Origin of the sequence: Flammeovirga pacifica (genome assembly GCF_000807855.2) — a bacterium.
Taxonomy (GTDB): domain Bacteria; phylum Bacteroidota; class Bacteroidia; order Cytophagales; family Flammeovirgaceae; genus Flammeovirga; species Flammeovirga pacifica.
This window is the reverse complement of record NZ_JRYR02000002.1, coordinates 1-22401: the sequence shown is the minus strand read 5'-3', so window position 1 is coordinate 22401 and position 22401 is coordinate 1. Positions and strand designations below refer to the sequence as shown.

The following is a 22401-nucleotide window of genomic DNA, read 5'->3' as shown; positions in this document are numbered from 1 at the left end:
TACTATTATTTACCTTGAGTAGCTGCATTGGAAAAAAGGATTGCATCTGGCACAAGTTCTTTCTCCCCATCTTCTTTCTGCCAAGAAAAAACTAATTTTTTCTTATCAGAACATTGGAAGTACTTAATACTTACTTGATGATACCCTTTCATCAATAACATCGATTGACTTTGTGGTAATGATTTTGTTTTTCTACCATCACTTTCAAATAGTTCAATGCCATTTATCAACATTTGACTACCGTCATTAGCATCCACTTCAAAGGTATAGTTTCCTTCCTCATCAATATAAATATAACCATCAAACGACATTCCTATCCATTCCTCCCTTTCTATGTGATCTAAATTAACTTGATTTACAATTTTCGTAAATTTTGGTTGATCATTTTCAAAATCGTAAACACTTCTATAAACGCCTTCATAATACGACAACGTTAATCCGCTTGATAATGTATTTTCAGATATTTTACTAGGTGATGACGAAGGTTGGAAAACAGATGTCACTACATAACTTGGTAAAAGTTGAGGATGATAAGCTCTGAACTTTACTTCGGTTTTTTTATCAACAATAAAGGGTTGTGTATATTTTATACTTTCTTTTGTTGGAGTAGTACCATCTAGCGTGTAATATATTTCTGAATCATCTTCAGAGGCTAAACTCACATCAGTGGTATTTAAAAAGTAATTATCACCTTGAATAACATATGGAACTGAAGCATACCTCTTAACAACATATGGAGTGGCTTCTACAGTAAATGGATTGTTTTTAGGAGGTAGATCCTTTAATACCACTTCCCATTTTCCTCCTTCAATAATATCCTTATGATCTATAAACGATTTATGATATGGCACTCCATTCATCTTCATACTATGAATGTATTTACTTTTTGAAGATTCTCTGTCTACAGCAACATTAAAAGTAGCATTGTTGGGTAAACTTAATGAGACCTGATCGAACAAAGGCACACCAATTTGGAATTCCGGCTGTCCTGGGTTAACAGAATAAAATCCCATTGCACTAAGAACATACCATGCAGACATTTGACCACAATCTTCATTACCACTAATTCCCGCCGGGTGATCTTTATATTGATCATTTAATATTTGATATACTCTTTCCTGTGTTTTCCATGGAGCCGATGTATAATTATATAAATAAGCCATATGATGACTTGGTTCGTTACCATGAGCATAATTACCAATTAGTCCTGTCACGTCTGTACCATCGTCTAAATCAGGATCTATATCTGCAATAAATAAGCTGTCTAACCAACTTTCTAGTGCTTCACTTCCTCCCAATAAAGATCTCATACCTTGCATATCATGTGGAACGAAAAGACTGTATTGAAAGGAATTTCCTTCGGTGAAATCATAGCCTACTTTTGTGGCTTCAAAGTTTTCAGCAAATGCTCTGTCTGTATTTCTACCTACCATAAATCCTCTAGAAGGATCGTAAACATTTTGATAGAATTGAGCTCTCTGTGTAAATATTTCTTCGTTTTTTGTATCATTAGCAGCCTTTGCTAATTGTGCAATACACCAATCATTATAAGCATATTCCAACGTTTTAGAGACCGATTGACTACTTGCATTTGATCCAACATAACCCAACGTTTTGTAAGAAAACAAACCTCTCTTATCTTGATTAGCTGTAGTTAAACTTGCTTCCAACATTTTGTTCAAATCCATTCCTTTTATTCCTTTAGCCTGCGCATCTGCAAAAACAGAAACAGCATGATAGGCTATCATACAATAGGTATCATTGGCAGACAATTCCCACATAGGAAGTACTCCAAATTGTTCATACATTCTTACTAAAGTGTTCACAAAATCTTTAGTCTCTTCTGTATGTGTGGTCGCTAATAATGGATGTAACCCTCTAAAAGTATCCCATAATGAGAAAATTGTATATTGATTTCCATCGGTTACAGTATGAATGCTTTTGTCCATCCCTCTATAGCGTCCATCAACATCATTATATACATTTGGAACAACTAAACAATGATACCAAGAGGTATAAAAGTTTCTTTTTTGAGCTAATGATCCACCCTCTACTTTGATTTTTTGCATTTCAGTTTCCCAAGCACTAGCAGCATTGGAAACTACTTGATCAAAATCCCAGTGTGGTAATTCTTCATTTAAATTTTTTCTTGCACCTTCAATATCAACAGCTGAGATCCCTACTTTTACTAGAACTTCTCTAGATTTTTCAAAATTTAAAACTGCCTGTATAGCTTCTCCATTTAGTGATTCCGTTTGTTGTTCTTTTTTATGATCAAAAAGTTGAGCTGATACGATTGGAGAAGAAAATTGTGCTACAAAATAAACATGTTGTTCATTTGCCCAATCTTTAGAAATTCTATATCCTTGGATTTCAGTAGGCGAAACTACTCGAATAAATGCATCTACTACTTCGTCCTTATGTTGTAAATCGATTAGGATTTTTTGTTGCTTTACTTTTTTAGGGTAATTGTATTTGTGTATTCCCACTCTTTTTGTCACTGAAAGAGCTACATCAATATCATAATCTAATAGTTTAACACCATAATAACCGGGTTTAGCTTCTTCTTCTTTGTGATTAAATCTAGAACGATATCCAGTTTCTGGCTTATCTTCTGTACCTGGGTCTAACTTAGTTTTTCCTGTAAAAGGTTGAAATAAGATATCACAATAATCGGGTACACCTACTCCTGATAAATGGGTATGTGTAAAACCTAAAATGGTCGGATCATCATAATGATAACCTCCAGAGTTATCCCAAGAATTATCATTCCTAGTATCTGGACTTAATTGAACTCCTCCAAATGGTAAAATAGCCCCTGGGTAGGTGTGACCATGACTACCTGTACCAATAAATGGATCGACAAAATCAATGAGTTTTTGTGATTGCCCAAAAAGCAATGTACTAGGCAGTAAGAATAATAGTATTGTCCATTTTTTCATTGGTCTTCTGTTTAGTTTTTAAAAAAGCACCTAAACTTTTCAAGGTATTGTTTAGGTGCTCTTGGGTTTATTTAGTTTTGTCTATTGTTTACCAGCATAACCTGGATTTTGCACCATATTTATATTAGCATTAAATTCAGCTTCTGGTATTGGTTGAATCTGATGGTGATCATCTGCAGGAAGATATAAATTTTCTGTTCGAACAATTGGTAAACGGTGTCTTCTTAAATCAAAATAACGATGCCCTTCATAAGCTAATTCCTTTCTTCTCTCTAATAAGATTTCAGTTAAAGCTTCTTCCTTACTTTGAAAATTAACCTCTGTATAATTGATCAACCTTTCTTTTCTTAAAGTATTGATAGTAGCACTTGCTCCACTTAAGTCCGATGTTTTGGCTTGGCACTCAGCTACGATCAATAACATTTCTGCTGATCTCAATACTTTTTGATCATTCAGGCCTCTATTCGAATCTGTACCTGGATATTTATTGACCACATCGACAATTGCTCCGTCTCTATCTTCCGCCCTTGTGAACCATAATTCATAACGAATATCATTTACACTATCTATAACATTCATAAAACTTTTTGAAGGTGTAAACAGTGAAGAATTATCAATACCATAATACATTGTTCCAATCGCTTCCTCCCCAGGATTTCTACTTAACTTAAAGATCACACCATCATTAGTTTGGTCGGCCCAAATATGTGAATAACGAGCTAAGTTAACTATTGGCTGAGCGTTCAATACTTCTGTTGCTAAAGACTGTGCTTCAGCATATTTCTGTTCGTAAAATAAGATTCTTGCTCTTAAGGCTTTTACTGCCAGTTTAGAAGCAAAAGCAGGGTTTGTACTGCTCTCTTCTACAATAAGCTCCATCGCTTTATCAAGGTCTTTATGCAATAATGTAAAACACTCCTCTACTTTATTTCTTTCTGGCTGATCTTCTAAATGAGGTTCCAAGATATATGGAATTCCCAAAGAAGAAGGAGTAGAAAAATCAGCAAAGAAACGTAGTAAATCAAAATGACTGTAAGCTCTAATAAAATAGGCTTGTCCCATATAATCATCTACATTCTTTTTGTCTTCATCAGAATTAATAGGAACATTCACTACTCCTTGTATCATTCTGTTGACATGATTTATTACTCTGTAATTTTTAGACCACTCTGCATTTTGATCTCCAGAAGCCGCTACGTAGGTCCAATTGTAATTATCACTACCAAAGCCACCCGCTTGTCCGCCTAAACTAACATCATCTACCACAATAGATGAAATATGCATAGAGGTTTTTAATGACATGTCTTTGTAACCACCAATAAGGTGCTGACGAAATTGATCTACTGACTCAAAGGCGTTATTATCTCCAACAAAATCTTTAGGATTAATGTCTGTAAAACTACATGAAGTAGCTCCTAATAAAAAAATGCCTACGATATATTTAATGTGTTTATGTAATTTCATGATACTCATTAGGTGTTAGAATGATAAATCAAAACCAATTGTATAAATCCTAGGAGCTGGATATGCAGAAAAATCATATGCTCCACTTAATTCTGGATCAGGACCTGTATATCCTGTTACAGTAAATAAATTTTGTGCTTGAACAAACATATTCAAACCTCTAATACCCACTTTTTCTAATCGTTCTGATTGTAGGTAATAAGCAAGACGTACATTTTTAAGTCTTAAGTAAGAGGCATCTTCTAAGAAATGAGAAGCATAGGGACTTACATATTTTGCATCTGCTTTAGGTACATCGGTGATGTCACCAGGGTTTTGCCAAATATTAAGTAGTTTCTTTGGCTTGTTACCATTAAATTCTGAAGGGTTATCAATATACCATCTATTGGCGTTCATTACTGTATTCCCTACAGAATAAGTAAATAACATACTTAGGCTTAAATTCTTGTATTTCCAGTTTGTAGTTATACCACCAAAGAAAGGCACTTCAGAGTTACCTAAATTTGCCGATTTTGGTGCCGAGTTATAATCTTCTGTTAATTCACCGCCAGGTCCTACAAATAAAACCTCTCCATTATCGGGGTTAATTCCAGCCCATTCAACCATATACCAAGTACCCAAAGACTGACCTTCTTGGTATATATAATCTCCGTTAACAAAATATCCCGATCCATCATCCCAAGAACCAAGATCAAGTAATTCGTTTTTGTTGAAAGTAAAGTTAAAACCTAAATTCCACGTGAAATCTTGTTGTCTCACCACATCAGCATTGATGGCGAATTCAATACCTGCATTTCTAACACTACCTGCATTGGTTGTTATACTACCATATCCAGAAGTAAGCGATACTTGCTTATTCATAAATAAATCTTTGGTAGTGATATTGTAATAATCTACTGAACCAGAAATACGATCATCAAACAAACCGAAATCTAAACCAAGGTTAAATTGTGCTGACGTTTCCCACTTTAAATTAGGGTTACCAATTTGAGAGTGATACATTCCTGATTGACCTGCATAAGAAATTCTTGAATATCCACCGTAAGTTTCAAAATCACCCACACCATCTTGATTACCTGTTGTACCATAACTCGTTCTTAAACGAAGCATAGATAATTGATCTATACTTTTAAAAGCATCTTCCTGACTCATATTCCATGAACCACCTATAGAATAGAATAACGCACTTGCATTATCACCTTGGAATTTCGAAGAGGTATCATGTCTTAAACTTGCAGATAAGTTATACTTGTTATTATAGGTATAATTCCATTGTGTGAAATAAGACATTAATCTATTCATCGACAATCCACCACCAATTTGTGGAGGTCGAGCCGATGCCCCTGTTTTATCACCAATACCTGCTGGAGAATCCCATAAGTTATCATCAATATCATAACCTACTTGATTCATTCCTCTATAACTTCCACTGTACATTTCCATACCAACAACCCCATTAAAAGCATGCTTACCATTAATCGTTTTATTAAAGTTTAATGTATTTGTGAAGGTATATTGATTTCTAAATTCTACCGCCTGACTCATACTACCATTATAAGTTGCGGCAGCAGGGTGTTGCCCCGAAATAACGTGATGGTCAAAACTTTGTTTGTAGTCTGTACCTACATTTGATCTAAAAGACAACCAATCTGTAAATTTATAATCAACATGTGCCGCAGCAATAATTTTTACTGACTCCCTTGTTCTATTTGTATATTTCGTCAATAAATAAGGGTTATCTTTTGAATTCCAAGTCTCAGGATCTTCAAAAGGATAAGCTAGGTATGTAGTAAAGAAAGGGTTCATCCAGCTAAAACGACCTTCGCCTGTTGCTGGATCAGATAATTGTTCTTTAGCATAACCAAGAGAAAGATTCGTACCAAAACTTAATTTTTCAGACGCTTTATGTGTTAGATTAAGTCGACCAGTTACTCTTTCGATACTTGAATTTTCAATATTACCTTCCTGAGAAAAATAGTTACCAGAAGCAAAGAATTTTGTTTTCTCATTACCTCCAGATGCAGATAATTCATGCATCATAGTATAACCTGGCTTCAACATTTTATCATTCCAATTAGTATCAGTACTTCTTGCTTTAGATAAAGTGGATCTACCTGAGTTTAATTCTGCTATTTCAGAAGGATTAGTTAATTCTCCATTTTTTTCTTTTGTCTCAAGATATAGTAATCTAGTTAAAGGTAAAGCAGAATTTCCTCCGTATTCAGAACGTTGATTACCTACAATAGTTTGATAAGCAATAGATTCCTCTGAGTTCATCATCTCAGTAGGATTTTTTGTTGGGGTAGATACACCAAATTGTGTTCTATAATTAAATTTAGTCTTGCCAGCTGTTCCTTGTTTTGTGGTAATCAAAATGACACCATTAGCTCCTCTAGATCCATAAATTGCTGTTGCAGATGCATCTTTAAGTACATTAATATTTTCAATGTCATTAGGGTTTACTGCAGCAAATTGAGCAGGTTCTACCATCACACCATCCATAATATAAAGAGGTGTATTTGATCCGTTAATAGAACCTGTACCACGTATTCTTATACTTACATCATCTGAACCCGGCTGTCCTGAACCAGAAGAAATTAATAAACCAGGTGCTTGCCCTTGTAACCTTTCTTCTAAAGAAGTAGTAGGCATAGTCTCTAGGTTTTCAGTATTCACTTTAGAAGTAGAACCTGTCATCTGTGTTTTTTTAATTTGCGTATAACCAACCAAAACAACCTCTTCGAGTTGAGTGGCATCAGGATCTAGGCTTACATCTAATTTACTTTGAGTAGTTAACGTAATTTCTTTTGCAAGATAACCAGTATAAGAAAATACAAGTACATCTCCTTTATCGGCTTCGATTGTAAAATTACCATCCATATCGGTCACTGCACCATAGGTTGTTCCTTTAATTAAGACAGTGGCACTAGGTAAAGGCTGTTTATCATCTCCTGCTCGAATTACACCTGAAATTTTAATTTTATCCTGCTCTACATTTGGGGCAATAGGAATAATCGCTTTATGTTCTTCAATTTTCTTATCTAAAAGGATGTGATTCCCATTGATCTTATAATTGATATTTAATTGCTTAGATACTTCTTCTAAGATATTTTGAATATTATCATCTTGATAACTTTTAAGTTCTAAGAGTGCTTCATCATTAATATCATTGTGGCTATAATAAAAAGAATATGATGTGCCGTCTTCAATTTCTGAAATCATTTGTCTAAGAGAAATTGATGAAGAACTCAAATGAATTCTGATTTGATCAATTTCGTTAAATGAAAAAAGTAATAGTGAAGTAATAATCAGTAATGATATGTTTTTCAATTGGTAATGTAATTTTTTCATAAAATTTAATTACTTGTTATAATAGTTCATTTCTTTCCTATCCTTTAGGAATTGATTGGTAGTTTAATTTTAGGCAATACTTGCCCATTCTCATTTTAAATAAAATCTAAAATGCAGTTTAGCATGCTCGATGATTTTTGTATTGTTTTACTTTTTAAATAATTCTATTCCGTGTGTTGTTTCTTTATAATCTACTTCTAAGATCTCTTTAAGTACTTCTAACAATTGATTGAGGTCTTCATTATGGATTGTAAAGGTGATTTGTTCTTTTAATAATTTAGAGTCTAGTGTATATATTTTTTTTTGATAACGAATACTTAGTACATCTACTAAATATTTAAAACTTTTATTTTTTATTCTAATAATATCATTCTCTATCGCATTATTCCATAAAGTTGTATTTACTTTCTGTGCTAAGAGTCTCCCTGAATTGGTATTTAAGTACAATTGATCTTGAGGCTTCATTTGTATTTTTTGTTTCCTCTGTGGAAATACAACATCAACCTTTCCTCTTAATAATGTAGTTTGATACACACCGTCTTCATTATTTGCTGTTACCACAAATTTGGTCCCTAAAACTTCTATATTCATAGAATCTGATAAGACATTAAAAACGTTCTCTTTGTCAGTTACTACATCAAATAATGCGGTCCCTTTAAGTTTTACAATTCTATTTTCTTTACTAAAATCAGATGGGTATAGTAATTCAGAATCAGAATTTAATAAAACACTTGTTCCATCTGGAAGTACAATCGAAGCTCTATTATTTTGAGCCACATTGACACTCTGCCACTGTATTTCTTTATCGCTAAGAATACTATTGTAAAAGAAGCTTCCAATAGTAAGTACTAACATTGCTGCCATAGACGCCGCATAGAAATAAATTTTACGCTCCTTCGTTTTTTGCTGATAACTATGTTTACGTACAACTTTTTTCCATGCCTGATTTACTTCTCCTTTATTTTTCTTTTTACTTAAAGATGATAAAAGGAAATCAAGTTCAGCCTCTTCGTTGAAATTATTCGATATGTTTTTATTCTCTTTCAATTATTAATTGTTTTCTCTACACCTGTAACGATTTTTTGATGTCCTACCCTTGAAAAAAAAAATAAAAAAACTCAACTAATCAATATAAGACTGAATAACAGTCATTTACAATGCGATAAAAATATAAATCAAAAAAAATACTACACATCAACAAGGGTTTAAACCTCCTAATTCGTTTACAAATTGAAAGCAATTAAATTGATAAACCTATAAACAACAATTGAAATGAAAACTAAATTATTACACAAGCCACTCATTTTTGGGTTGCTAATATTGGTGTTTAGCTGTACAGCAGTATCAACAAACGACACGAATATCAGCAAGAATTCTTCTAATGAGAATACTGAAATTTTTGAAGAAAACCCTCACTTTGTAAAACCAACAATCGATTTTATCAACGAGGACTCAAGTAGTCAAGGTCATAAGATCTATCACCGTTTAGTAACCAACCCAACGGCTTATATTCAGCAACATGCTCAAGAAGTCGCAGAAATGATTTACACTCCAAAAGAAATCATTGATGGAGAAATTCAACCCATAAAAAAAATCACTTATACTCTAAAGAGATATGATGGGATTTCGGAAAAATATGGAGCACCCCCGGCAATAGGCATTAAATTTAGTACAAAGCATATAGAAAAAACATTTGAGAGCAGTCATAATGATGATTCTATCTATTTTGAAATAAAAGGAGTATTGTATCATGAAATTGTCCATGGTTATCAATATGAGCCTAAAAATGCTGGTGTCTACAAAAAGGGAGACGACTTCTTTGGGTTTATTGAAGGCCTAGCAGATTATGTTAGAATTGAAAAAGGGTACCATAAGAGAAAAATTAAATTAGGGGGGCATTGGAACGATGGCTACACTACCAGTGGTTATTTTATTAAATATCTAAAAGATACTTATGATCCTGATTTTGCTAGAAAATTAAATAGAAGTTGTATTCTTTTAGAGAATTGGGATTGGACTTCCGCACTTCAATTGGTATTAGAGTCAGATAAAACCATTGATGAACATTGGGAAGATTATCAAAATTATATTAAGGAGAATAAAACAGTCTAATAGCTATTTCAAAGCTAGTTTCAAGTGCTTTATTGCTTTAGTAATATGCCCTTCAACAGTTTTTACAGAAAGGTTGAGTTGAGTAGCAATTTCTTTATTAGAAAGCTGCTCATCTCTACTTTTTAAGAATATCGTTTTACATTTTTCTGGTAATTCATCTAACGCAGAAAGGTATTTACGCTCAAGATCAGAATATTCCAAAGAGGAATAGAACTGCTCCATAGCATCAATATTTTCTGTCAACGGAATTGTTTTCGATACCCTTAATGATTTTAAATAATCAAGAGACTTGTTACGCACTAAAGTATACAAATACGATTTACCAAATTCGGGAGAATCAATTTCTTCAAATTTATCCCAAAATTTAATAAAACACTCTTGCACAATATCCCTAGCTGTATCTTCATCTTTAATAATTCGACAACAAAAAAGACAGAGCATTTTATAATGGGTTTTAAATAAAAGCTCTAGTTCATTTTCAGTCATTGTTAATCGTTTAGTTATATAGGTAATTACATTTCATCTATTTAATGGCTAATTTATAAGATAATTTGTTTGAAAATATTATTGCATTGTTAATATAATTCAACACCTAAATTGAAAGGATAACAAAATAAATAGTACTAAAAACAAAGACATCTAATATTTTAAGTACAAGCTTGCATACCATTCAATAATACTACTCAGAAATTAGTTGATAGATATTTTTTAAACCTTTCAACTTAATTCAAGCAGATCTTGTCTTAGGAGTAGACATTTAAACCAAAATGATGAAAACTCTCTTAATCGCAAACTTTTTATTTTTGTGTGTACTTCTACATGCACAACCTTCAATTGTAGGTACTATAATCGACACAGAAAAGCAGCTTCCTGTTGCTTATGCTTCCCTTGGTTTCGAAGGACTTACTCATGGAACTATATCAAATAGTGATGGTAAATTTAAACTACCTCTACCGGAAGGTATTGATCAAAAAGCTAAGATTCAAATTTCCTGCATCGGCTATGAAACTTTTGAAATATCATTTGATCAATTACAACAAAATAGTACTATTCAATTACAACCTTCTATTACCCAATTGAATGAAGTGGCTGTGTTTTCAAAGAATAAAAAAGGCAAAAAACCAAACAAAATCAAGTCTAAAAAACTAGGGAAATCGAGTACTTTTTTACCTTTATTTCATGCTTACTATAGTATTTGGGGAGAGAATGATCCTAATAACTTAGGGAGGGAAAAAGGGATGATCTACCCGATCAAATCTTTGGGTAAAGTAAACTCCCTCAACTTTCATATTAGCAGTAATAATTACCGATTAATCAAATTCCGATTAAAATTTTATACCATCGAAAAAGGGAAACCTACTACTCTTTTACATCAAAAAGATATTTTATTCGACCTAGAGGATAGTTTTCTTGGTTGGTACCAACTTGATCTATCTGCTTATGATATCATCCTACAGCCATCACAAAAAAAAGTGGGTGTTGCCCTACAATGGGTAGATAGTGAGCAACAAAACGAAGGCAGAAGATTTTTCTCTATCTCTGCTGCAATAGGTACCTCTCCTGGTTATTTCTTCAAAGAAGATGTTTTTGAAAAATGGATCATTAAAAAAGGGAAGCTAAACATGTATGTGGATGTTTTACCAATGGATGCGAGTAGGTAAACAAACTAACAAGCAAAAAACAGCTGCAAGTAAATTAATTACCTACAGCTGTTTTTTTTATTCTACAATAATCTCATCAATAAACAAGTAAGCTTGTTTTCCTACGTCGTTGTGCCAATGAGGCAACTTACCGTAATTTTGGAGAACAACTTTTATAAATCTTTTGGATGTCTTTTCTATCGGAACTGCATAATTTGTAATTCCATCAGAGGTACTTTGAGTTGTTTTAGATAGTATCTTTTCTCCTGCTTTTTGATACGTTTCCCCATCATTTGATACAAAAATTTTAATGGCATTAGGACCGAAGACGCCCTTCTTCATTTTTATCAAAGTTCCTACCGTCACTTTTGATATTTCCTCCTCTTTTTCTAAATCAATCACACAGGAGAAATCTCCTTGGTTAAACCCGACCCAAGCTCCAGAATTATAAATTAAAGAACCTCTCAATCCATCGTTTAAGGGTGTCTTTCCATATTTAAAATAGGTAGCTGATGTAGTCGATTGTAATGCTAAAGGTTTAAATGCAGCTTTATGAAAATTGATCTCACGACTTAAATAGGTGGTGTTAGGAACAACCGTTGCTTTCAACGCTGTTGTTTCTTGAATAACAATGGCTGAAGTATACACTTTGCTATTTTTGTTAGGTACACTCCCATCTAATGTATAATAGATGGGCTGGTCTGAAGTAGTTTCCAAAGTGGCCACTAAGGCTTTTTGAACTGTATCTGCTTTTACCTCTCCCAATACATTAAATAAGTGTTTTGCATAATTAATAGACATTTGATCGTACACCAAACGTAAAGAATTTAAGCGATGTTTAAAGCCTTTCCAATTTTTATCCTGCGGATTGGTCCATGCAATTTCTGATAAAGCTGCTATTCTTGGTACCATCATGTACTCTACCTTATCTGGAGTTTTCATGTATTCCGTCCATACATTTCCTTGTACACCAATAATGTATTTTTGCTCCTCTTTTGATAAAGTGGAAGGCAAAGGTTCATAATGATATACTTCTTTTACGGATGTATAACCACCTACCTGAAGGGGTTCATTGGTAATATCTTCTGTTTGATAGTGATCGAAGTAAACGTGATCTCCCGGAGTCATAATCACCTCATGATGCGCTTTTGCCGCCGCAATGCCTCCTTCTGTGCCTCTCCAAGACATGACCGTAGCATTTGGTGCTAAACCGCCCTCTAGGATTTCATCCCAACCAATCATTCGTTTCCCTTTGCTGTTCAAGTATTTTTCCATTCTCTGAACAAAATAACTTTGTAGTTCATGTTCATCCTTTAGGTGTTCTTGCTTGATTCTTTTTTGACACTTAGGGCATTTTTTCCATTGGGTTTTCGGGCACTCATCCCCACCTATATGAATGTATTTAGAAGGGAACAAGGTCATTACCTCATCTAATACGTCCTCTAAAAAATGAAATGTCGCTTCATTTCCAGCACAATACACCTCTTCAAAAACACCAAAAGTTTGTGCGACCTCATACGGTCCTCCAGAACATCCAAATTGAGGATAAGACGCCAAAGCAGCCATAGCATGGCCAGGAAGTTCAATCTCAGGAATTGTTTCCACTCCTCTTTCAAGTGCGTACTTTACCACCTCTTTTACTTCCTCTTGTGTATAATAACCACCATAACGTTGCCCATCAAATTGTTGGCTACTACCGTGATGTCCTACGACTGTACCTTTTCTAAACCCACCAACTTCTGTTAGTTTAGGATATTTTTTTATTTCAATTCTCCACCCCTGATCTTCTGTTAAATGCCAATGGAAAGTATTGATTTTATGTAAGGATAGAATATCAATATACTTCTTGATAAATGAGATGGGGTACATGTGCCTCCCCACATCCAAATGCATACCTCTGTAGCCAAACCTTGGCTGATCTTTAATTGTTACTGCAGGAAGTGTCGATGAATGTTGCATAACAAGTTGTCTCAGAGTTTGAATACCCCAAAGTACTGCTCTTCCATCATTTCCCTCTATCGTAATCAAATTTTCTTGGACGGAAACGATATACTCCTCCTCCTTTAAAGAAGGATTTTGAATTAATTGAATTTGTGCCGTTGCCGCTTTTTCTTTTGTCGGCAATGTTACTCCCACAGTCTCCTTGATAAACCCTTTAAGTAGATCGCTTTCAGAAAGAAATTCTGGAGCTGCATAAAGAGATGTACTTGATGTTAGGTGAAAAATACCTGCCTGCTTTTCCACAGACAAAGGTTGAGGTATAATATTGACATTCACATTTTCTTGCTTTGGTGTACAAGAAAACTGAAAGACAATAATACACACCCATAAAAAATGTGTGTAGTTTTTCATTAGAAGTTGATAGTTAATATTACTGAATTGTGTGTAAATATGGAGGATTGTGAGAAACAATAAAAGAGAATATCTTAAATAATTATGGAGCCTACTCATTTATTTTGAAAAGCATACTACAACAAACACCAATACAGCTCATTGACAATCCACTCCCTTAATTCTACAATTCACCCCTTTTTTATTTTATCCTTACTTCCTCTTCCCTATCATTGTATCATCAATAATTTACTAGTGTCAAATTAATTTTTATGAAATATTTACTACTTAGCCTACTCTTACTACCATTATTTTCTTCCGCTCAAGATATTCAGAGAGTACAGATTCCAGGAACTGATTCTGTCATTGTAATTAACGTCAAAGAAATTCGTGAGGAGGCAGAGAAAGTGGCAGAGGAAGCACGAAAGATGGCTGCAGAACATCAGGAACAACAAATGGAGGTGTTCATTAAGGCTTTTGCGGAGGATTTTGAACCCGAAAGCGTGATTACTATAGAAGAATTATTTCCTGAAGGGATGCCTGATGCACCCGATATTGATGTGGAGGTAATTCAAGAATGTATTCAACAAGCACAAGAACAATTAGAGTTACAACAAGAAGAAATTCAATTAGCAATAGAAATTGCTCATAGGAATAAAATCCATTATGAGAAAAATTTCTTTTATTCTTATCGTGTGGATTATGAGGGTGATATTGCACTGAATGAAGACGAAAATGACATCATTAAAATCTCTGAGGGAGGTAAATTTGTAGTGGAGAAACGTACCTTCGGTAATCTAAGGAAATTAGTGATTCAGCCTTCTTCTAATGGCGATTTAATCTATAAATACTACGAAGGAAACAAACTAATGCCCTTTAAACCCGATGGCGAAAATTGGCTGAAAGATGTTTTACCTGAAGTGATAAAAACCAATGCTATTGCTGCCGAAGATAGAATCAATCGTCAAATGAAAAAAGGTGGCGTATCTTCTACTTTAAAATATATTTCTAGCTTGGATAGTGATGTCGCTAAGGTGGCCTTTTATCGAATTTTACTCAATCATAAAAAAATTAAGAATAGTGATATTGTTTCTATAACCGATAATGTAGTTAAAAACATTTCATCTTCGAGTAGTTTAGAAAAGTATTTTAAATCTACTTTTGCTACGTATTACAATAAAAAACTACTTTCATCTTATTTTAATGGCATCTCCAAAATATCAAGTTCTTCGAGCAAAGAACAATGCTTAATTTATGTGGTTTCGCGAAAGGAATTTCAGAATAACTTAAGCAAAGAAGATATGAAAGAATGGGTGGATTGCTATATAAGTATTACGTCCTCTTTTAGTAAACGAAAAGTATTTGCAAACACCTTAGGTAATGGCATTTTTCAGTTTTACCCTGCCGATTTAGAACGTATGATGCAAAGTATTTCGAGCAGTTTCGATAAAAGAAACAGTATCGAAGAAGCATTTAAAGCAAAGTATGTTAACCGTTGGAGCGATGAGCAAGTTGTTCGATTAATTGAGCAAACCTCTAGTATTTCTTCCAGTTTCGACCATTCTCAAACGATGGAGGCCATTGCAGAGGAGTGGGATAATTTATCTCTTGCAGCCCAAATGGCATTTTTAGAAAGTTGTTCTCATATCAGTTCGTCTTTTGATTTAAGAAAAGCATTGGCCTTCTATGGCAAAGCCAACATAGAAGATAAAGCGGTTAAAAAAGCCTATTACGAAGCCGTCAAGAATATTTCTAGCGATTTTGATATGAAGTCTACCTTATCCAATAGTATTCATAATCCTGGTTTTAACGAATTTGATGTTCCTTATTTCTTAGAGGCAAGTCAAGGTATTTCTTCAAGTTTTGATAAAAAGAATGCCCTTATGGATATTGCTCCTTATATTCAGCTAAGTAATGCTCCTCAATATTTTGATGAAGTAAAAAAAATCAGTTCTAGTTTCGATAAAAAAAGTGTTTTGATGAAGATCGTAGATCAAGATAATTTCACCTATGAATTCCTTCCTACTTATCTATCGGCAAGTACAACTATCAGTTCTAGTTTTGATAAGGCTGGCACGATAAAGAAAGTAGCCCCCTTTGTTATCGCTTCTAAAAATGAGGAGATCAAAAATGAGTATGTAAAAGCAGCAAAAACAATTTCTTCTAGCACAGAAAGAAATGCAGTGTTGGGGGCACTTTACGAATGAAAAATATCAGAGAATATATATATATCGGTTTAGGGTGTAGTCTGTATTCCTACTTTCTATATGCTCCTAGAGAAGAGATGGTAGAAATACTCGAAAGCCCATTAAGTGTGGTGTATTTTTGCCTTAATGTGATAGCAATGATTCTCGTAGGAAAATTATTTAGTACTCAAATTAAATGGGGACACAGTATTTTTCATACGGTTTTAAAAGGAGCTTTAGGCATGTGGTTGGTATTGGCACAACACACCTATTTTTTAGGTCTCTTTATTTTTAAAGATGTCGATCCGCTTTTTATTCTTGATATGCGCATCAAAACAATGCTTTTATTGTTCTCCTATTCTATAGCAATACTTGTGATAGAGTATTTAATGTTGGCGTATCAACACTTTAATCAGCAACACCTTAGTTTACTGACTTATCAAAGAAAATCGGCACAGTTAAGATTAGAAGCATTAAAAAGTCAGTTGAGCCCACATTATTTATTCAATAGTTTAAATACAGTGGCTTTTCTTGTCATCGAAGATACAAAACAAGCCGATCGTTACATTAGAAGTATTGCTCAGACGTATCAGTTTGTGATGAAATATGCCCAAAAGGCCTTAATTTCTTTAGACGAAGAACTACAAGTTGTACGTGCCTTTGCCTTTCAATTACAAACGCGACATGGTAAAAGTGTGGAAATACATCTCGATAAAACGATGCAAAGTATCGAAGGAAAACTCCCCCCATTGTCTGTGCAATTATTGGTAGAAAATGCCGTAAAACATAACGTACTTTCTGATGATGATCCCATTGAAATTCATATTGATTATATCAAAGAACAACAATTGGTGAAAGTCAGAAACAATACGACAACATCGCCTAAAACAAGAATTTCGACCAAAGTAGGATTAAATAATTTGAAAGAACGATATGCCTTGTTAAGCGATCAAGAAATCAGCATACAACATACTTCTACTTCTTACACCGTTCAACTCCCGCTATTATGAATCGATGGATACGCTCTTCTCTCTTCTATGGGGTATTTTATCCTATACTTTCTGGTAGCATCACTTACTTGTTATTGCTGTTAGCATTTAACCGAGTTACAGAATTATCAGAAACTATCTTTAAAGCAGAATGGATAGTCTGTATTCTCATCTCTTATCTGTGGAATACTTTCATTATCTTTTTTTCAAAGTGGATGCGTCAACGTTTATCGGTGATTGATTCTGTATTGGAGCAAATTGTTTTTCATGCTATTGGGGCTGTTGTAGGCAGCGCTTTAGTGATAGGTCTGATCTTGTCTATCTATTTTTATGGACTATTTGATTATTCATCCTTTAGTAGTTTCAGTACAGAAATGTATGTTTTTCAGGGCTTGTTTATCTTCCAAACATTACTTTTTGAGTGTGCCTTTTGGGGCAACCACCTGATCAAATTGAGCAATGAAGAAGCACGATTAGAAGAACAAAAAAGAACGGCTTTTATCAACGATGAAATGAAAGCTTTTGCAGAAGATGCCCACCTTCCTTTTCTCTATGAAACTTTAGAAACTATTATTGGTTTGGCACATAAAGATCCTGATGCCGCAGAGGAATATGCCGAAAAATTGGCCAAGGTATATAGAAATAACCTCCAAAGTAGAAAAGAGGAATTTATTACGATAACTCAAGCTTTTGCCCTAACCAATGAGGTAGCAGAGTTATTGACTATTTCTCGTTCTGGAGGCATTCACACTACTTTCGATATACATCAAAAAGACGATCAATTGCTGTTTCCTCCTATGTTGCTTCCTAGAATTTTAGTAGCCATTGCTACAGATTATATTGCTTCACCGCTACAGCCTTTATCCGTTTGTTTTTCAATAAAAGATGATCAATTGGTGATGATAGCACATAGTTGTAATGAAAAAATAGAGCATGACAATGCTTTAGGTCACGTGATTAACTCTGTTCAAGACACTTTACATCATTATACAAAAATACCGGTGCAAAGAATTCAGAAAGACAATCAATATTTAATTATTTTACCTGCTTTTAAATCCATTGATAATGCTTGGCAATCCAAAGCAAATGTAAATATCCAACCTAACGACCAATCCTTATTTAAGAAATCATGAAAGCACTTATTATAGAAGATGAAAAGCCAGCACAAGGCAAATTAGTTCGTCAAATCAATAAAACTCCTTATGAAGTAGAAGTGGTGAAATTCTCCGATTCTATACGTACTTCTGTTCAATGGCTCAAACAACATCAAAGTGAAATAGATCTTATATTTATGGACATTCACCTAACGGATGGATTAGCCTTTGATATTTTTAATGAAATTGAAATCGTTAAGCCTATCATCTTTACCACTGCTTACGATGAGTATGCTTTAGAAGCGTTTAAAGCTAATAGTATAGATTATTTATTAAAACCGGTAGATAGTGAAGCGCTCACAAAGGCACTTCAAAAAATGCAAACACTACAACAAAAAATAGCACCTCAAAAAGGGCAGTTAGATGTATTGTTGGAGAATTATAATCAGAAATACAAAAAAAGATTTATGGTCCGCATCGGAGACAGCATTAAAAGTATTCTATCAGAAGATAGTTTAGCTTTTGTGGCCGATGGAAAACATACTTTACTCTATACTTTTGAAGGCAGAAGGTATGTGGTCGATTTCAAAATGGAAGAATTAAATGATTTGTTAGACCCTCAAGAGTTTTTCCGAATTGGAAGAAGTCACATTGTTCAAAGGTCTTCTATTCAAAGTGTAAATAAACACACTAATAGCCGTTTGATTCTATCACTTCATCAAGAAATTCCACATGAATTAGTGGTCGTTCGTGATAAAGTGAAAGAATTTAAGAAGTGGTTCAATTAATTATCTTTATTTAGTACTATCATTTGGTGTTTAGTTAATATTATGATTTAGTTTTATTAAGATATATACTATAGTTTTGCATCCGCAATCAAACTATTAATATTTAAATACAATTTTTTAATGACTAACAGGTTCATTTTTACACTATTCAGTATTATGCTGGTTTTTAATACTGTAAATTTCTCAAAAGCTAACACCATTCAAGATTACAGCATATCTCGCTACATTGATGCTGATGATTCTACAATGGTTATTGGTTCTTATGAATCAAGTACTTTACAAGGTGCTGCTTTTGTTTATGAAAAAAACAATGGAGTTTGGACTCAAGTCGCCAAACTTACCTCCAAAAACACTTCAATTGCCAATACCACTCATTTCGGCTTTTCTGTCGCATTACATGGTGATGTTATTGTTATTGGAGCTCCTAAAGCTGATAAAGCTTATATCTATGAAAAGCCTGTCGACGGCTGGAAGGATATGACGGAGACTTTATCTCTTACAAGCCCTCTGTCGAGTGGTAGTTACTTTGGTTTCTCTGTTGATCTTAACGACAATAAAATTTCAGTTGGGGCATACAGAAATAATGCTTATCAAGGAAGAATTATTCTTTATCAAAAAGAGAATGAAGAAAAATGGAGTGACTTAGAGTTTAATAATGTCACACTAAAATCTTCTAATCCTACTTCTAATGAATACTTCGGACATGAAGTAAGAATGGATGATAAAACATTAATTACCGGAGCTTTAGGTTACAACAACTGGCAAGGTAGAGTTTATGTTTACAACCTACCTGAAGGTAAAATTACTGATCAACTTACTCCTGATGCTACATTAGAAGTTGAAGATGGTGGTAACTATCAAGTCGGGATTCATGTTGCTGTAGACAACAATGTGATTGTTGCTACTGATTACGGTAATGACAAAAAAGGACAAGTTCATGTATTTGTCAAAAAAGAGGACCAAGTATGGACGGACAGCTATGAGACTTTCTCTATTGCTACTGAAGATGCTGCTCAATTCGATTACTTCGGAGCCGATCTTGATGTTCAAGGGGATGAAATCCTAATTGGTTCTTCGCAAAGTGATAACGATGGACTGGGTGCTGTTTATCATTATGTAGTCAATGAAGATCAAATTTCTGCTTCACTTGTCGATACTTACACCACTGACCTTGTGGGTAAAGATGATGCTTTTGCTGCTGCTGTACAATTCGCCGGTGAGGATATTCTTGCTAGTGTGATGTATAATAATCAGTATCCTTTCTTCTCTTTCGATAGAACTGAAGCTATTCCTGTTCCGACTATTAAACCTTATGATTATGAAATCACCAGATATATTGATTCAGATAGTTCTACTATGGTGATCGGATCGTATGCTTCTTCTTCTTTACAAGGTGCTGCTTTTGTATATGAGAAAGAAAATGAAAAATGGGTATTAAAAGCTCGTTTAACTGCTACTGATAATGACATTGCGAATACGACTCACTTTGGTTTTGCTGTGGCTATCAAAGATGATGTAATCGTTGTGGGAGCTCCTAAAGCTGATAAAGCTTATATCTATGAAAAGCCTGTCGACGGCTGGAAGGATATGACGGAGACTTTATCTCTTACAAGCCCTCTATCAAGTGGTAGTTACTTTGGTTTCTCTGTTGATCTTAACGACAACAAAATTGCTGTTGGGGCATACAGAAATAATGCTTACGAAGGAAGAATTATTCTTTATCAAAAAGAAGATCAAGAAAAATGGAGTGACTTAGAGTTTAATAATGTCACACTAAAATCTTCTAATCCTACTTCTAATGAATACTTCGGACATGAAGTAAGAATGGATGATAAAACCTTAATTACCGGAGCTTTAGGTTACAACAACTGGCAAGGTAGAGTTTATGTTTACAACCTACCTGAAGGAAAAATTACTGATCAACTTACTCCTGATGCTACATTAGAAGTTGAAGATGGTGGTAACTATCAAGTCGGGATTCATGTTGCTGTAGACAACAATGTGATTGTTGCTACTGATTACGGTAATGACAAAAAAGGACAAGTTCATGTATTTGTCAAAAAAGAGGACCAAGTATGGACGGACAGCTATGAGACTTTCTCTATTGCTACTGAAGATGCTGCTCAATTCGATTACTTCGGAGCCGATCTTGATGTTCAAGGGGATGAAATCCTAATTGGTTCTTCGCAAAGTGATAACGATGGACTGGGTGCTGTTTATCATTATGTAGTCAATGAAGATCAAATTTCTGCTTCACTTGTCGATACTTACACCACTGACCTTGTGGGTAAAGATGATGCTTTTGCTGCTGCTGTACAATTCGCCGGTGAGGATATTCTTGCTAGTGTGATGTATAATAATCAGTATCCTTTCTTCTCTTTCGATAGAACTGAAGCTATTCCTGTTCCGACTATTAAACCTTATGATTATGAAATCACCAGATATATTGATTCAGATAGTTCTACTATGGTGATCGGATCGTATGCTTCTTCTTCTTTACAAGGTGCTGCTTTTGTATATGAGAAAGAAAATGAAAAATGGGTATTAAAAGCTCGTTTAACTGCTACTGATAATGACATTGCGAATACGACTCACTTTGGTTTTGCTGTGGCTATCAAAGATGATGTAATCGTTGTGGGAGCTCCTAAAGCTGATAAAGCTTATATCTATGAAAAGCCTGTCGACGGCTGGAAGGATATGACGGAGACTTTATCTCTTACAAGCCCTCTATCTAGTGGTAGTTACTTTGGTTTCTCTGTTGATCTTAACGACAATAAAATTGCTGTTGGGGCATACAGAAATAATGCTTATCAAGGAAGAATTATTCTTTATCAAAAAGAGAATGAAGAAAAATGGAGTGACTTAGAGTTTAATAATGTCACACTAAAATCTTCTAATCCTACTTCTAATGAATACTTCGGACATGAAGTAAGAATGGATGATAAAACCTTAATTACCGGAGCTTTAGGTTACAACAACTGGCAAGGTAGAGTTTATGTTTACAACCTACCTGAAGGTAAAATTACTGATCAACTTACTCCTGATGCTACATTAGAAGTTGAAGATGGTGGTAACTATCAAGTCGGGATTCATGTTGCTGTAGACAACAATGTGATTGTTGCTACTGATTACGGTAATGACAAAAAAGGACAAGTTCATGTATTTATCAAAAAAGAGGACCAAGTATGGACGGACAGCTATGAAACTTTCTCTATTGCTAATGAAGATGCTGCTCAATTCGATTACTTCGGAGCTGATCTTGATGTTCAAGGGGATGAAATCCTAATTGGTTCTTCGCAAAGTGATAACGATGGATTGGGTGTTGTTTATCATTATGTAGTCAATGAAGATCAAGTTTCTGCTTCACTTGTCGATACTTACACCACTGACCTTGTGGGTAAAGATGATGCTTTTGCTGCTGCTGTACAATTCGCCGGCGAGGATATTCTTGCTAGTGTGATGTATAATAATCAGTATCCTTTCTTCTCTTTCGATAGAACTGAA

Annotated in this window: 13 protein-coding genes; 7 read left to right on the top strand and 6 right to left on the bottom strand. The window is 34.3% G+C overall.

Translation table 11 applies throughout. The features are described from left to right. Nucleotides 1–5: 5 nt before the first annotated feature. The 4 genes from NH26_RS19655 to NH26_RS19640 all read right to left on the bottom strand — a co-directional run bounded on the left by NH26_RS19655 (nt 6) and on the right by NH26_RS19640 (nt 8804). Nucleotides 6–2942, bottom strand: a complete 2937-nt coding sequence (locus tag NH26_RS19655) for a GH92 family glycosyl hydrolase (RefSeq protein WP_044217651.1) — start codon at nt 2940–2942, stop codon at nt 6–8. A gap of 81 nt (nt 2943–3023) precedes the next feature. Then, nucleotides 3024–4406, bottom strand: coding sequence for a RagB/SusD family nutrient uptake outer membrane protein (locus tag NH26_RS19650; protein WP_071397237.1), 1383 nt, complete (start codon nt 4404–4406; stop codon nt 3024–3026). Between the two features lie 15 nt (nt 4407–4421). Beyond that, nucleotides 4422–7757 (bottom strand): SusC/RagA family TonB-linked outer membrane protein, encoded by a 3336-nt coding sequence (locus NH26_RS19645; RefSeq protein ID WP_052431737.1) that lies wholly within the window; start codon nt 7755–7757, stop codon nt 4422–4424. Between the two features lie 147 nt (nt 7758–7904). Then, nucleotides 7905–8804 (bottom strand): FecR family protein, encoded by a 900-nt coding sequence (locus NH26_RS19640; RefSeq protein ID WP_044217645.1) that lies wholly within the window; start codon nt 8802–8804, stop codon nt 7905–7907. Nucleotides 8805–9029: 225 nt separating this feature from the next. On the opposite strand from NH26_RS19640, the gene NH26_RS19635 reads away from it, so the two are divergent. Beyond that, a complete protein-coding gene (locus tag NH26_RS19635) occupies nt 9030–9869 on the top strand; it encodes a basic secretory protein-like protein (RefSeq protein WP_052431736.1) in 840 nt (279 codons plus the stop codon). A gap of 3 nt (nt 9870–9872) precedes the next feature. Here NH26_RS19635 and NH26_RS19630 read toward each other — a convergent pair whose 3' ends face one another. Next, entirely contained in the window at nt 9873–10355 is a 483-nt protein-coding gene (locus NH26_RS19630; protein WP_044217643.1) for an RNA polymerase sigma-70 factor, read from the bottom strand. Nucleotides 10356–10639: 284 nt separating this feature from the next. On the opposite strand from NH26_RS19630, the gene NH26_RS19625 reads away from it, so the two are divergent. After that, on the top strand, nt 10640–11530 hold the full coding sequence (locus NH26_RS19625) for a carboxypeptidase-like regulatory domain-containing protein (protein WP_158021977.1): 891 nt from the start codon (nt 10640–10642) through the stop codon (nt 11528–11530). 57 nt (nt 11531–11587) lie between these two features. Here the strand turns inward: NH26_RS19625 and NH26_RS19620 are convergent, their stop codons facing one another. Continuing rightward, the gene (locus tag NH26_RS19620) at nt 11588–13861 is read right to left on the bottom strand and encodes a beta-N-acetylhexosaminidase (protein ID WP_044217638.1); all 2274 of its coding nucleotides are present in this window, start codon (nt 13859–13861) and stop codon (nt 11588–11590) included. 251 nt (nt 13862–14112) lie between these two features. Between NH26_RS19620 and NH26_RS19615 the strand changes: the two genes are divergently transcribed. The 5 genes from NH26_RS19615 to NH26_RS19595 form a co-directional block, all read left to right on the top strand. After that, nucleotides 14113–16047 carry a hypothetical protein gene (locus NH26_RS19615; protein ID WP_044217636.1) on the top strand — a complete coding sequence of 645 codons (1935 nt, stop codon included), beginning with the start codon at nt 14113–14115 and terminating at the stop codon, nt 16045–16047. Then, a complete protein-coding gene (locus tag NH26_RS19610; RefSeq protein ID WP_044217634.1) occupies nt 16044–17036 on the top strand; it encodes a sensor histidine kinase in 993 nt (330 codons plus the stop codon). The genes NH26_RS19615 and NH26_RS19610 overlap by 4 nt, the downstream gene beginning before the upstream one ends. Next, nucleotides 17033–18148: a sensor histidine kinase gene (locus tag NH26_RS19605; protein WP_084812281.1), complete on the top strand. Its 1116-nt coding sequence runs from the start codon at nt 17033–17035 to the stop codon at nt 18146–18148. The genes NH26_RS19610 and NH26_RS19605 overlap by 4 nt, the downstream gene beginning before the upstream one ends. Continuing rightward, complete coding sequence (locus NH26_RS19600; RefSeq protein ID WP_044217630.1) at nt 18145–18897, top strand: LytR/AlgR family response regulator transcription factor; 753 nt, start codon at nt 18145–18147, stop codon at nt 18895–18897. Before NH26_RS19605 ends, NH26_RS19600 begins: the two co-directional genes overlap by 4 nt. A 156-nt stretch (nt 18898–19053) precedes the next feature. Next, a partial coding sequence (locus NH26_RS19595; RefSeq protein ID WP_158021976.1) for an FG-GAP repeat protein occupies nt 19054–22401 on the top strand: 3348 nt, incomplete at its 3' end.

Coding starts and splice junctions, on each gene's coding strand:
- NH26_RS19655 (WP_044217651.1), bottom strand. CDS start 2,942: ATGAAAAAATGGACAATACTATTATTCTTACTGCCTAGTACATTGCTT.
- NH26_RS19650 (WP_071397237.1), bottom strand. CDS start 4,406: ATGAAATTACATAAACACATTAAATATATCGTAGGCATTTTTTTATTA.
- NH26_RS19645 (WP_052431737.1), bottom strand. CDS start 7,757: ATGAAAAAATTACATTACCAATTGAAAAACATATCATTACTGATTATT.
- NH26_RS19635 (WP_052431736.1), top strand. CDS start 9,030: ATGAAAACTAAATTATTACACAAGCCACTCATTTTTGGGTTGCTAATA.
- NH26_RS19630 (WP_044217643.1), bottom strand. CDS start 10,355: ATGACTGAAAATGAACTAGAGCTTTTATTTAAAACCCATTATAAAATG.
- NH26_RS19625 (WP_158021977.1), top strand. CDS start 10,640: ATGAAAACTCTCTTAATCGCAAACTTTTTATTTTTGTGTGTACTTCTA.
- NH26_RS19620 (WP_044217638.1), bottom strand. CDS start 13,861: ATGAAAAACTACACACATTTTTTATGGGTGTGTATTATTGTCTTTCAG.
- NH26_RS19615 (WP_044217636.1), top strand. CDS start 14,113: ATGAAATATTTACTACTTAGCCTACTCTTACTACCATTATTTTCTTCC.
- NH26_RS19610 (WP_044217634.1), top strand. CDS start 16,044: ATGAAAAATATCAGAGAATATATATATATCGGTTTAGGGTGTAGTCTG.
- NH26_RS19605 (WP_084812281.1), top strand. CDS start 17,033: ATGAATCGATGGATACGCTCTTCTCTCTTCTATGGGGTATTTTATCCT.
- NH26_RS19600 (WP_044217630.1), top strand. CDS start 18,145: ATGAAAGCACTTATTATAGAAGATGAAAAGCCAGCACAAGGCAAATTA.